The sequence below is a fragment of the Pseudomonas sp. NFACC08-1 genome (assembly GCF_900106735.1).
GTDB classification, from domain to species: Bacteria; Pseudomonadota; Gammaproteobacteria; order Pseudomonadales; family Pseudomonadaceae; genus Aquipseudomonas; species Aquipseudomonas fluorescens_Q.
This window is the reverse complement of record NZ_FNNL01000011.1, coordinates 1-13,285: the sequence shown is the minus strand read 5'-3', so window position 1 is coordinate 13,285 and position 13,285 is coordinate 1. Positions and strand designations below refer to the sequence as shown.

The following is a 13,285-nucleotide window of genomic DNA, read 5'->3' as shown; positions in this document are numbered from 1 at the left end:
GCTTGCTCCCGCTGGGCTGCGAAGCGGCCCCAAAAGCAGCGACTGCATTTATCTGACACCCCGCGGTGCCAGGGTTTGGGTCTGCTGCGCAGCCCAGCGGGAGCAAGCTCCCTCGCCACGGGGAGCGCCGATGCTGGAGGTTAGCGTTCAGCCAGCAGAGAACTGGCTGAGCCGCTGCCCATCATTACTGCATCGACACCTCAACCACCCCATCCGCCGTCATGGTCACCTTGCTGGTGCCCGCTTCCACGTCAGGCGTCACGGACTCCGCATCCATGGACGCGCCTTTCATCATCATTTGCGGGCGCATGAACGGTTGTGGATAACCGTTGGTATTGAAGTTCAGGTTGACGATCTTGTAACCCTTGCCGCCCAGGGCCTCGGTGGCCAACTGGGCGCGGGCCTTGAAGGCGTTGACGGCGTCTTTGAGCAGGGCGTCTTCGCTGCCCTGGCGGGTGGCGGTGGCGATGGCGAAGTCCATGCCGCCCATTTTCATGTCGCCCAGCAGCTCGCCGGTGAGTTTGGACAGGGCGGCGAAGTCTGCGCTTTCCAGGCGCAGTTCGGCGCGTTCACGCCAGCCGGTGATTTTCTGGCCCTTGTTGTCGTAGATTGGGTAGCTGTTACGGCTGCCTTGGCGCAGGGTAATGCCCTTGACCTCTTTGGCCTGGCCGATGGCTTTGTTCACCGTGGTGCTGACAGCAGCGGCGAGTTTGGCCGGGTCGGTGTTCTGTTCTTCGGTGTAGAGGGTCACGATCATCAGGTCGCGGGCCACTTCCTGGCTGACTTCGGCGCGCAGGGAAATCTGGTTGTAGTGCAGCTCATCGGCGGCCAGGGCCGGCAGGCTGGCGAGGGTGCCGAGGCTGAGGGCAAGCAGGGCTGCGGGGCGACTGAACGTGTGCATGAAAGCTCCTTGGGATGAGGCGCAGGGGTGATGTCCGGGCCTGCGTGAAGGATAAGACTCTAGCTTTTATGGGTGGGTTCGCACAGTTACAACTTCTATACAGATACCTGAAGCCAATGAAGATCCCCTGTGGCGAGGGAGCTTGCTCCCGCTGGGCTGCGCAGCAGACCCAAACCTGACACCTCGGTGTGTCAGACAGATTGAGTCGCTGCTGTTGGGGCCGCTTCGCGGCCCAGCGGGAGCAAGCTCCCTCGCCACAGGGGGAAAGGTGACATTTGGAACTGTGGCGCTTTGCCGCATAGCTGCCGCTGCAACCCGCGCCTTGGTTATACTCCGTGCGATTCGCCTGGAGCGCTCATCAGGAGAGCTCATGCTCGCCCCTTTGCAAATGACATCCGCCTCTCGCCAGAACCTCTGGCGCCTGACATTCATCCGCATTCTGGTCCTGGCGGCCCAGGCCGGCTCGGTGGGGCTCGCCTATTGGTTCGACCTGCTGCCGCTGCCCTGGCTGCAACTGGCGATCACCCTGGTCTGTTCCAGTGTGCTCTGCGCGCTGACGGCCGTCCGCCTGCGCACCTCGTGGCCGGTGACCGAGCTTGAATACGCCGTGCAACTGGCCTGTGACCTGTTTATCCACAGCGCGCTGCTGTATTTCTCCGGCGGCTCCACCAACCCCTTCGTCTCTTATTACCTGGTGCCGCTGACCATCGCCGCGGTGACGTTGCCGTGGCGCTATTCGCTGATTCTTTCCGGTATCGCCCTGGCGCTGTATACCTTGTTGCTGGCGCGGTTCTACCCGCTGGAAACCTTTCCCATCGCTCGGGAAAACCTGCAGATCTACGGCATGTGGCTGAGTTTCGCCCTGGCCGCGGCAGTTATTACGTTTTTTGCGGCGCGCATGGCCGAGGAGCTGCGCCGCCAGGAAGAACTGCGGGCCATTCGCCGTGAAGAGGGCCTGCGGGACGAGCAATTGCTGGCCGTGGCGACCCAGGCCGCCGGTGCCGCCCATGAATTGGGCACGCCGCTGGCGACCATGAGCGTGCTGCTCAAGGAGATGCGCCAGGATCATCATGATCCAGCATTGCAGGAAGATCTCAGCGTGTTGCAGGATCAGGTCAAGCTCTGCAAGGAAACGCTGCAATACCTGGTACGCGCCGCCGAGGCCAACCGCCGGCTGGATATCGACATGCAGGCGGTCACCTTCTGGCTCGACGACGCCCTGAACCGCTGGCACCTGATGCGCCCGGAGGCCAGTTATCGCTTCCAATGCCTGGGCAAGGGCGTGGTACCGCGCATGGCGCCGCCGCCGGACCTGACCCAGGCGCTGCTGAACCTGCTGAACAACGCCGCCGACGCTTGCCCCGAAGGGCTGGAAGTGGCGTTGGATTGGAATGCCTATGAGCTGACCATCAGTATTCGCGACCACGGCGCCGGTGTGCCGCTGGCGATTGCCGAGCAGATCGGCAAGCCGTTCTATACCACCAAGGGCAAAGGTTTCGGCCTGGGCCTGTTTTTGAGCAAAGCCAGCGTGACACGCGCCGGCGGCTCGGTGAAACTCTACCCCCATGAGGAAGGCGGCACGCTCACCGAGCTGCGCCTGCCCCATGCCGACCGAGGAGACGAATATGAGTGACGAGATCCAAGTCGACGGCGAAGAACTGCCGCACCTGTTGCTGGTGGATGACGACGCCACGTTCACCCGCGTGATGGCCCGGGCCATGTCCCGTCGCGGTTTTCGCGTCAGCACCGCAGGTTCTGCCGAAGAAGGCCTGACCATCGCCCAGGCCGACCTGCCGGACTACGCCGCCCTGGACTTGAAAATGGACGGCGATTCGGGATTGGTGCTGCTGCCCAAGCTGCTGGAGCTGGACCCGGAGATGCGCGTGGTGATCCTCACCGGTTATTCGAGCATCGCCACCGCGGTCGAGGCCATCAAGCGCGGTGCCTGCAATTACCTGTGCAAACCGGCGGACGCCGATGATGTACTGGCGGCGCTGTTGTCCGAGCACGCCGACCTCGACACCCTGGTGCCGGAAAACCCCATGTCGGTGGATCGCCTGCAGTGGGAGCACATCCAGCGGGTGCTGACCGAGCACGAAGGCAATATCTCCGCGACGGCCCGAGCCCTGGGCATGCACCGGCGGACCTTGCAGCGCAAATTGCAAAAGCGACCCGTGCGTCGCTGAACCTGCGCTGAACGAATGCTGTCCACCCTCGCGACACATCGGGCCGTTGCTTTATGATCGGCCCCAGCGTCATGTATCACAAATACTGTTCCTTTTTGACGGCGTCTGTTGCCGTCATGCTGCGTTGCCGCTCCTCGCCATAGCGGGCTATGACTCGTCGCGGCGCCTTGCCTGACGACAACAGCCACTCGTCAAAAAGAAACGTATTTGCGAAACATGACACTAGTTCTTTTCCCTATTGAGCCTTAACCATGAATCAGAACGCTGAATATTCCGCGGTCAATGACGCGGTGCGCGGCCAGTTTTTCCGCCGTGTCTGGCAAATGACCACGCCGTACTGGCGCAGTGAGGAGAAGGGCAAGGCCTGGACGCTGTTGATCGCCGTCATCGCACTCTCGCTGTTCAGCGTGGCGATCTCGGTGTGGGTCAACAGTTGGTACAAGGATTTCTACAACGCCCTGCAGGAGAAGAACAGCGCGGCGTTCTGGCAGTTGATCCTGTACTTCTGTGGTATCGCGGCGGTGGCGATCCTGGGCGCCGTTTATCGCTTGTACCTCACGCAGATGCTCACCATCCGCTGGCGGGCCTGGCTCACCGAGCAGCATTTCGCCCGTTGGCTCAGTGACAAGAACTATTACCGGCTGGAGCAGGGCGGCTACACCGATAACCCGGACCAGCGGATTTCCGAAGACCTCAACAGTTTCACCACCAACACCCTGAGCCTGGGCTTGGGATTGCTGCGCACCGTGGTCAGCCTGGTGTCGTTCTCGATCATTTTGTGGGGCGTGTCGGGCAGCATCGAGGTGCTCGGCTACACCATCCCGGGCTACATGTTCTGGTGTGCACTGGTGTATGCGGCGGTGGGCAGTTGGCTGACGCACCTGATCGGCCGACGCCTGATCGGTCTGAACAACAACCAGCAACGCTTCGAAGCCGACCTGCGTTTTTCCATGGTACGGGTGCGTGAAAACGCCGAGAGCATAGCGCTGTACAACGGCGAGCCGAACGAGAACCGTCGCCTGAGCGGGCGTTTCGGCCTGGTCTGGCACAACTTCTGGGACATCATGCGGGTGTCCAAGCGCTTGACGTTCTTCACCTCCGGCTACGGCCAGATCGCGATCATCTTCCCGTTCATCGTCGCCGCGCCGCGTTATTTCGCCGGCAAGATCCAATTGGGCGAGCTCATGCAGATCAACTCGGCGTTCGGCAATGTGCAGGAGAACTTCAGCTGGTTCATCAGCGCCTACGCCGACCTCGCCGCGTGGCGCGCCACCTGCGATCGTCTGCTGAGTTTCCGCCAGGCCATGAGCGACAACGAAGACCGCGTGCCGGCCATTGACGTACAAAACCAGGGCGATGGGTTGAAGGTTCAGCACTTGGGGTTGGACTTGGCCGATGGTCGCCATCTGCTCGATAACGCCGACATGACCGTGGAACCGGGCGAGCGGGTGATGCTCAGTGGCCGTTCGGGCAGTGGTAAATCGACCCTGCTGCGGGCGATGGGGCATCTGTGGCCGGCGGGGCACGGGACGATCCGGCTTCCGGCCGCGCGTTACCTGTTCCTGCCGCAGAAGCCTTATCTACCGATTGGCAGCCTGCGTGAGGTATTGAGTTATCCACAGGCCGGCGATATCTACCCCAACGAACGTTATGTCCAGGTGCTGGAAACCTGCCGCCTGCCGCACCTGATTGCGCGGCTGGATGAAAGCAACCACTGGCAGCGCATGCTCTCGCCCGGCGAGCAACAACGCCTGGCCTTTGCCCGTGCATTGCTTTATGCACCGCAATGGTTGTACATGGACGAAGCCACGTCGGCGATGGATGAAGAAGACGAAGCCACGCTGTACCAGGCGCTGATCGACCAGTTGCCGGGTTTGAGCATCGTCAGCGTTGGCCACCGAAGCAGTTTGAAACGTTTCCATCCGCGACATGTGCGTATCGAAAATGGCCAACTGGTGGAGCGCACTGTGACCGCTTGATGACCATCGCCGAACATTGTTGTGGCGAGGGGATTTATCCCCGCTGGGCTGCGTAGCAGCCCCTTGATTGGTCTGGATTGGGGCCTGTGATTTGATGGGGCGCTTTGCGCCCAACGGGGATAAATCCCCTCGCCACAACGGTCATCCTCAACGAGGGCTGTCCGGTGGGACGGTGATCGTACAACCACGTTGCGCTATGATGTTGCCATTCAGCCGTTTACCGAGACACAGCCCCATGGAAAACCCGATCGAAGTACCACGCTTTCCCCGCAAGCGCCGCAGCCTGGCGCAGGAGCTGGTGACGGTGTTGACCGAGCAGATTCGCGACGGCCTGCTCAAGCGCGGCGATAAATTGCCCACCGAGTCGGCGATCATGGAAGCCCATGGCGTCAGCCGAACCGTGGTGCGCGAGGCGATTTCCCGCTTGCAGGCGGCCGGCCAGGTGGAAACCCGCCATGGCATCGGCACTTTCGTGCTGGACACGCCGAGCCCGAGCGGTTTTCGCATCGACCCGGCCACCGTGGTCACCTTGCGTGACGTGCTGGCGATCCTGGAGTTGCGCATCAGCCTGGAAGTGGAATCCGCCGGGTTGGCGGCGCAGCGGCGCAGCGACGAGCAACTGGCCGCCATGCGCGCCGCCCTCGACGCCTTGAACGAAAGCGCCGCCCACGCCAGCGATGCGGTGGCCTCGGACTTCGCCTTCCATCTGGAAATCGCCCTGTCCACCGGCAACCGCTACTTCACCGACATCATGACCCACCTGGGCACCAGCATCATTCCGCGTACCCGGGTGAACTCGGCGCGCCTGGCCCACGATGACCAGCAGCGCTACATGAACCGCCTGAGCCGTGAGCACGAGGAGATCTACGACGCCATCGCCCGCCAGGACTCCGAGGCGGCGCGTGCGGCCATGCGTTTGCACCTGACCAACAGCCGTGAAAGGCTGCGCCAGGCCCATGAAGAGGCGCAGGCGCAGGGCTGAAGACGCTGGTGACAGGATGCTTTTGTGGCGAGGGAGCTTGCTCCCACTGGGCTGCGCAGCAGCCCCTCTCAAGCTCACTCAATCAACCTGATCCACCGTGTCGCCGGGTTCTAGGGCCGCTTCGCGGCCCAGCGGGAGCAAGCTCCCTCGCCACGGGGAATTGGGTACGGCGTGGGTTAAGGGAATGCCTCGAATCAGTGTCAGATTCAAGAGCAAATCGGTTGGTCGAGCGGGATGCTTTTGAGCTTTTGAGCTTTTGAGCTTTTGAGCTTTTGAGCTTTTGAGCTTTTGAGCTTTTGAGCTTTTGTGGCGAGGGAGCTTGCTCCCGCTGGGCTGCGCAGCAGCCCCCTCTCAAGCTCACTCAATCAACCTGATCCACCGCGTCGCCGGGCTCTAGGGCCGCTTCGCGGCCCAGCGGGAGCAAGCTCCCTCGCCACATGAAGCATCCCCCTCGGCAAAGAGAGCGGTGTCCGGTTTTCGATCTGTTTGCCTGTCTGACAAATCGTAGGCGCCAATCCTACGCACTGATCCGCAACATTTGCGGCTCGGATGTATCGGGATCCCAGCTCTCGTAAGTCACCACGTAACGAAGCTCAACCAATTGGCCGACGTAAGCTGTCAAGTCGGCATGGGTTAGCGTCACTGTCACCCCCTTGCGTGGCGTACCTTCCTCGCCGGCGGTCAGAGATGTAAACGCGCCTACCGAAGTTGGATGTGTCGAGCCGACGCCCAGAGTCAGTTGGGCGTTCGAGTAGCGGTCGAAATCTGCATCCGGAATTTTCACGGTTAACGTCTTTGTCTTTGACAAGCTGATCGTGACTTCCCCTGTGGCTGGAAAATCCTTGAGCGTTGGTTTCGCATACGTCTTCGCCATGATGTCACTCCTTGTGAGACGGCCCTGATCGTCGCGTACGGGCGACTCACTTTAAAGGTTTCGGAAAAGGACCACGGCCGGGCGTCGCACGGCCCCACTGCCGTTATGCCTCCGTCCCGTAACGTCGCCTACTGACAGAGTTGACAGTCGCGATGAGCGGTCCTGGGCACTCGCCCGCAAGTTTCATTGGCTTTCCAATTCCGCCAGATGGCCTGATTTACAAGGCTTTGCGAGCGCTCCCCGTGCCCTCACACCTGACAAAAGACGAAATGCAGTTGACGTGTGTATTTTAAGTTGTACGATGACCTACAACTTCTGGCCGAAGCTTAACCATTTCATACACATTTTGCGTCCCAGGGTGTTCGAATAATGAATCCACAAGAACTGAAGTCCATCCTCTCGTCTGGCCTGCTGTCGTTCCCGGTCACCGATTTCACTGCCCAAGGCGATTTCAATCGCGCCAGCTACATCAAGCGTCTCGAGTGGCTGGCCCCGTACGGCGCATCTGCGCTGTTCGCAGCAGGCGGCACCGGTGAATTCTTCTCCCTGGCCGCCAGCGAGTATTCGCAAGTCATCAAGACCGCCGTCGATACCTGCGCCACCAGCGTGCCAATTCTTGCCGGTGTTGGCGGTGCCACTCGCCAGGCCATCGAATACGCTCAAGAAGCCGAGCGCCTGGGTGCCAAGGGCCTGTTGCTGCTGCCGCACTACCTGACCGAAGCCAGCCAGGACGGCGTCGCCGCCCACGTTGAAGCCGTGTGCAAATCGGTGAAAATCGGCGTGGTGGTGTACAACCGCAACGTTTGCCGCCTGAACGCCACTCAGCTGGAACGCCTGGCCGAGCGCTGCCCGAACCTGATCGGTTACAAGGATGGCCTGGGTGATATCGAGCTGATGGTGTCGATCCGTCGTCGCCTCGGCGATCGTTTCAGCTACCTGGGCGGCCTGCCGACCGCTGAAGTCTACGCCGCGGCCTACAAGGCCCTGGGCGTGCCGGTCTACTCCTCGGCGGTATTCAACTTCATTCCGAAAACCGCGATGGACTTCTACCACGCCATTGCCCGCGACGATCACGAGACCGTCGGCAAAATCATCGACGACTTCTTCCTGCCTTACCTGGACATCCGCAACCGCAAGGCCGGTTACGCGGTGAGCATCGTCAAGGCCGGCGCGAAAATCGTCGGCTACGACGCAGGTCCTGTGCGCACGCCGCTGACCGATCTGCTGCCAGAAGAATACGAAGCCCTGGCCGCGCTGATCGACAAGCAAGGCAAGCAATAACAGACCCGACAAGGCCGCTGAGCAATCAGCGGCTTTTGCGTAAGGCTTGATCGTTCCCACGCTCTGCGTGGGAACGCAGCCAGGGACGCTCTGCGTCCCTTAAGCCGAACGCGGAGTGTCCGTTGAGGCGTTCCCGCGCAACGCGTGGGAATGATCTTGGGACTAGACAGGCTTTTTGTTAGGAGGAGCATCCGTGGCAGATTCAAAGCGTTTCGATAACTACATCAACGGTCAGTGGGTGGCCGGTGCTGACTATTGCACCAACATCAACCCGTCTGACCTGTCCGATGTCATCGGTGAATACGCCAAGGCTGACGCAGCGCAAGTCAATGCCGCCATCGAAGCCGCCCGCGCCGCGTTTCCGGCCTGGTCGACCTCAGGCATCCAGGCCCGTCACGATGCGCTGGACAAAGTCGGCAGCGAGATCCTCGCCCGCCGTGAAGAACTCGGCCAATTGCTGGCCCGGGAAGAGGGCAAGACCCTGCCCGAAGCCATCGGCGAAGTGACCCGCGCCGGTAACATTTTCAAATTCTTCGCCGGTGAATGCCTGCGCCTGTCCGGCGATTACGTGCCGTCGGTGCGTCCGGGCGTCAACGTCGAAGTCACCCGCGAAGCCCTCGGTGTGGTCGGCCTGATCACCCCGTGGAACTTCCCGATCGCCATTCCTGCGTGGAAAATCGCCCCGGCCCTGGCCTACGGCAACTGCGTGGTGATCAAGCCCGCCGAGCTGGTACCGGGTTGTGCCTGGGCCCTGGCGGAAATCATTTCCCGCGCCGGTTTTCCGGCCGGTGCGTTCAACCTGGTGATGGGCAGCGGCCGTGTGGTCGGCGACATTCTGGTCAACAGCCCGAAAGTCGACGGCATCAGCTTCACCGGCTCCGTCGGTGTAGGCCGGCAGATCGCGGTCAACTGCGTGTCGCGCCAGGCCAAGGTCCAGTTGGAAATGGGCGGCAAGAACCCGCAGATCATCCTCGACGACGCCGACCTCAAGCAGGCCGTCGAACTGGCGGTGCAGAGCGCGTTCTACTCCACCGGCCAGCGTTGCACGGCCTCGAGTCGCCTGATCGTCACCGCTGGCATTCACGACAAGTTCGTCGAGGCCATGGCCGAGCGCATGCAGTCGATCAAGGTCGGTCATGCCTTGAAGTCCGGCACGGATATCGGCCCGGTGGTTTCCGAAGCCCAACTCAACCAGGACTTGAAGTACATCGACATCGGCCAGAGCGAAGGTGCGCGGCTGGTCAGCGGTGGAGGCCTGGTGACGTGCGACACCGAAGGTTACTTCCTCGCGCCGACCCTGTTCGCCGACAGCGAAGCCTCGATGCGCATCAGCCGCGAAGAGATCTTCGGCCCGGTGGCCAACGTCGTGCGCGTGGCCGACTACGAGGCGGCGCTGGCGATGGCCAACGACACCGAGTTCGGCTTGTCGGCCGGTATCGCCACCACCTCGCTGAAGTATGCCAACCACTTCAAGCGCCATTCCCAGGCGGGCATGGTGATGGTCAACCTGCCGACTGCCGGCGTGGATTACCACGTGCCGTTCGGCGGGCGCAAAGGTTCGTCCTATGGTTCGCGTGAGCAAGGTCGCTACGCGCAAGAGTTCTACACCGTGGTGAAGACCTCCTACATCGGATCGTAATACGCAACACCGGTCGGCGCCGGGCACAGGTGCCGACCGCACAATTTGATTTCCCGCATAAAAATAAATAGTGGAAGAAGATTACATGCAAGCGACCAAGCCGACACACGTCCGCTATTTGATCCTGCTCATGCTGTTTTTGGTGACGACGATCAACTATGCCGACCGTGCCACCATCGCGATCGCAGGCTCCAGCCTGCAAAAAGACCTCGGCATCGATGCCGTTACCCTCGGTTATATCTTCTCCGCTTTCGGCTGGGCCTACGTGGCCGGGCAGATTCCTGGCGGCTGGCTGCTCGACCGTTTCGGCTCGAAAAAAATCTATGCCTTGAGCATTTTCACCTGGTCGTTGTTCACCGTGCTGCAAGGCTATGTCGGTGAATTCGGCATGTCCACGGCCGTGGTTGCGCTGTTCATGTTGCGCTTCCTGGTGGGGTTGGCCGAAGCACCGTCCTTCCCGGGCAATGCACGGATCGTCGCCGCCTGGTTCCCCACCGCAGAACGCGGCACCGCCTCGGCGATCTTCAACTCGGCGCAGTACTTCGCCACCGTGTTGTTCGCACCGCTGATGGGCTGGATCGTCTACCGTTTCGGCTGGCAGCACGTGTTCATCGTGATGGGCGTGATCGGTATCGTGTTCTCGCTGATCTGGCTGAAAGTGATCTACAGCCCGCGCCAGCACCCGATGATCAACGAAGCCGAGTTCAATCACATCGCCGCCAACGGCGCGATGGTCGACATGGACCAGGACAAGGGCAAGGAAAAGAAAGCCGACGGTCCGAAGTGGGATTACATCCGTCAACTGCTGACCAACCGCATGATGCTCGGCGTGTACCTGGGCCAATACTGCATCAACGGCATCACTTACTTCTTCCTGACCTGGTTCCCGGTGTACCTGGTGCAGGAACGCGGCATGACCATCCTCAAGGCCGGTTTCATCGCGTCCTTGCCGGCCATCTGCGGTTTCATCGGCGGTGTGCTCGGCGGGGTGATTTCCGATTACCTGCTGCGCAAGGGCCATTCGCTGACCTTCGCCCGCAAGGCGCCGATCATCGCGGGCCTGCTGGTGTCCAGCAGCATCGTGGCCTGCAACTACGTTGATATCGAATGGATGGTGGTGGGCTTCATGGCCCTGGCTTTCTTCGGTAAAGGCGTGGGCGCACTGGGCTGGGCCGTGGTGTCCGATACCTCGCCAAAACAGATCGCCGGCCTGAGCGGTGGCCTGTTCAACACCTTTGGTAACCTGGCGTCGATCACCACCCCGATCGTCATCGGCTACATCATCAGCGCCACCGGTTCGTTCAAGTGGGCACTGGTGTTCGTCGGTTGCAACGCGCTGGTGGCGGTGTTCAGCTACCTGGTCATCGTTGGGCCGATCAAGCGTGTAGTGCTCAAGGAACCGACGGCCAAGGATGCCGGCATCTCCAGCCTGTCTGAAGCGAAATCCTGAAGGAGCGGCGTCAATGCAACTGATTGAACATGCCGACTCGCCGCGTTACATCCGCCTGCACGAGCGGGACAACGTGGTGATCGTCGTCAATGACCAAGGCGTACCGGCCGGGACCGAGTTCCCGGACGGCCTGGTTACCGTGGACTTCGTCCCCCAGAGCCACAAGGTCACCCTGGAAGATATTCCCCAGGGGGGCGAGGTGATTCGCTACGGCCAGGTCATTGGCTACGCGCTGCAACCGATTCCCCGTGGCAGCTGGGTCAAGGAAGACCAGTTGCGCATGCCCACCGCGCCGCCGCTGGACAGCTTGCCGCTGTCCACCGATGTGCCGGTGGCCGATGCGCCGTTGGAGGGCTACACCTTCGAGGGCTACCGCAACGCCGACGGCACTGTCGGTACGCGCAATATCCTGGGCATCACCACCACGGTGCAGTGCGTGACCGGGGTGCTGGACCACGCGGTCAAGCGCATCAAGGACGAATTGCTGCCCAAGTACCCGAACGTCGACGACGTGGTGGCGCTGACCCACAGTTACGGCTGTGGCGTGGCGATCACCGCCACCGATGCGTACATCCCGATCCGCACCGTGCGCAACCTGGCGCGCAACCCGAACCTGGGTGGCGAAGCGCTGGTGATCAGCCTGGGCTGCGAGAAATTGCAGGCCGGGCAGGTGATGCACGAAAACGACAGTTCAGTGGACCTCAGCGAGCCGTGGTTGTATCGCTTGCAAGATTCCAGTCACGGTTTCACCGAAATGATCGAGCAGATCATGGAGCTGGCCGAAACCCGCCTGAAGAAACTCGACCAGCGCCGCCGCGAAACCGTGCCGGCGTCGGAGCTGATCCTGGGCATGCAGTGCGGTGGCAGCGATGCGTTTTCCGGCATCACCGCCAACCCGGCGCTCGGCTACGCCTCGGACCTGCTGCTGCGGGCGGGGGCGACGGTGATGTTTTCCGAAGTCACCGAAGTGCGCGATGCGATCTACCTGCTGACCTCCCGGGCGCAAACCCAGGAAGTCGCCCAGGAGCTGGTGCGCGAAATGGACTGGTACGACCGTTACCTGGCCAAGGGCGAAGCCGATCGCAGTGCCAACACCACGCCAGGCAACAAGAAGGGCGGGCTGTCGAACATCGTCGAAAAATCCCTGGGCTCGATCGTCAAGTCTGGCAGCAGCGCGATCAACGGCGTGCTCGGCCCGGGCGAACGCTTCAAGCAAAAGGGCCTGATCTTCTGCGCCACACCGGCCAGCGATTTCGTCTGCGGCACGTTGCAACTGGCGGCGGGGATGAACCTGCACGTGTTCACCACCGGCCGAGGCACGCCGTACGGCTTGGCGATGGCCCCGGTAGTGAAAGTCTCGACCCGCACCGAACTGGCCCAGCGCTGGCCGGACCTGATCGACATCGATGCCGGTCGCATCGCCACTGGACGCGCGACCATCGAGGAACTGGGTTGGGAGCTGTTCCACTACTACCTGGACGTGGCCAGCGGCAAGAAGCAAACCTGGGCCGAGCGGCACAAGTTGCACAACGACATCACGTTGTTCAACCCGGCGCCGATTACCTGACCTAGTGTTGTCGTTGATCGTTCCCACGCTCCGCGGGGGAATGCCTCTGCGGACGCTCCGCGTTCGGATCTTGGGACGCGGAGCGTCCTTGGCTGCATTCCCACGCAGAGCGTCACTAGTGTCCGGTAAAATCTTTTCAGAGCTGAAGGTTACCTTGGGTAGCCTTCAGCTCTGTTTGCTTCTGCCTTCGGTCTTCAAGGCGTTCGATGCTCAATGGGCGTTCGAACAAGCTGTGGGTCAGCCTAATAGCAAAGTCTGAAATAGGCCCCGAACATCCTGAGCGGTGCTGATAAAGGTGCAGCAAAAGGTAGGTAATCAAGGCGCTGTAGATCTGCAGACGAACGGCATTTTCGGAGAAGCCGAAATATCGTTTTAACTTGAGGTTTTGCTTGATCCACTTGAAAAACAACTCGATCTGCCAACGTT

At 61.2% G+C, this 13,285-nt stretch carries 11 protein-coding genes; 8 read left to right on the top strand and 3 right to left on the bottom strand.

Annotated elements, in window-relative coordinates; genetic code table 11:
• Window positions 1-184 precede the first annotated feature (184 nt).
• Window positions 185-901 (bottom strand): SIMPL domain-containing protein, encoded by a 717-nt coding sequence (locus BLU76_RS21220; protein WP_092224258.1) that lies wholly within the window; start codon window positions 899-901, stop codon window positions 185-187.
• Window positions 902-1,271: 370 nt separating this feature from the next.
• Between BLU76_RS21220 and BLU76_RS21215 the strand changes: the two genes are divergently transcribed.
• The 4 genes from BLU76_RS21215 (at window position 1,272) to BLU76_RS21200 (ending at window position 6,048) form a co-directional block, all read left to right on the top strand.
• Complete coding sequence (locus BLU76_RS21215; RefSeq protein ID WP_092149047.1) at window positions 1,272-2,534, top strand: ATP-binding protein; 1,263 nt, start codon at window positions 1,272-1,274, stop codon at window positions 2,532-2,534.
• Window positions 2,527-3,087 carry a response regulator transcription factor gene (locus tag BLU76_RS21210; RefSeq protein WP_003177957.1) on the top strand — a complete coding sequence of 187 codons (561 nt, stop codon included), beginning with the start codon at window positions 2,527-2,529 and terminating at the stop codon, window positions 3,085-3,087. Before BLU76_RS21215 ends, BLU76_RS21210 begins: the two co-directional genes overlap by 8 nt.
• 251 nt (window positions 3,088-3,338) lie before the next feature.
• Window positions 3,339-5,066: an ABC transporter ATP-binding protein/permease gene (locus BLU76_RS21205; protein WP_063322938.1), complete on the top strand. Its 1,728-nt coding sequence runs from the start codon at window positions 3,339-3,341 to the stop codon at window positions 5,064-5,066.
• 235 nt (window positions 5,067-5,301) lie between these two features.
• Window positions 5,302-6,048, top strand: a complete 747-nt coding sequence (locus BLU76_RS21200) for a FadR/GntR family transcriptional regulator (RefSeq protein WP_003197797.1) — start codon at window positions 5,302-5,304, stop codon at window positions 6,046-6,048.
• A gap of 517 nt (window positions 6,049-6,565) precedes the next feature.
• On the opposite strand, the gene BLU76_RS21195 is transcribed toward BLU76_RS21200, so the two are convergent.
• Window positions 6,566-6,922: a hypothetical protein gene (locus BLU76_RS21195; protein ID WP_092224256.1), complete on the bottom strand. Its 357-nt coding sequence runs from the start codon at window positions 6,920-6,922 to the stop codon at window positions 6,566-6,568.
• 369 nt (window positions 6,923-7,291) lie between these two features.
• On the opposite strand from BLU76_RS21195, the gene kdgD reads away from it, so the two are divergent.
• From kdgD to garD, 4 genes are all read left to right on the top strand, one after another.
• Complete coding sequence (kdgD, locus tag BLU76_RS21190) at window positions 7,292-8,203, top strand: 5-dehydro-4-deoxyglucarate dehydratase (protein ID WP_063322936.1); 912 nt, start codon at window positions 7,292-7,294, stop codon at window positions 8,201-8,203.
• A gap of 193 nt (window positions 8,204-8,396) precedes the next feature.
• Window positions 8,397-9,842, top strand: coding sequence for an aldehyde dehydrogenase family protein (locus tag BLU76_RS21185; RefSeq protein WP_092149042.1), 1,446 nt, complete (start codon window positions 8,397-8,399; stop codon window positions 9,840-9,842).
• Window positions 9,843-9,927: 85 nt separating this feature from the next.
• The gene (locus BLU76_RS21180; RefSeq protein ID WP_072341209.1) at window positions 9,928-11,292 is read left to right on the top strand and encodes an MFS transporter; all 1,365 of its coding nucleotides are present in this window, start codon (window positions 9,928-9,930) and stop codon (window positions 11,290-11,292) included.
• A gap of 13 nt (window positions 11,293-11,305) precedes the next feature.
• Complete coding sequence (garD, locus tag BLU76_RS21175) at window positions 11,306-12,859, top strand: galactarate dehydratase (RefSeq protein WP_063322933.1); 1,554 nt, start codon at window positions 11,306-11,308, stop codon at window positions 12,857-12,859.
• A 136-nt stretch (window positions 12,860-12,995) separates the two neighbouring features.
• Here garD and BLU76_RS32360 read toward each other — a convergent pair.
• On the bottom strand, window positions 12,996-13,285 hold a 290-nt coding region (locus BLU76_RS32360; RefSeq protein WP_218190250.1), incomplete at its 5' end, for a transposase.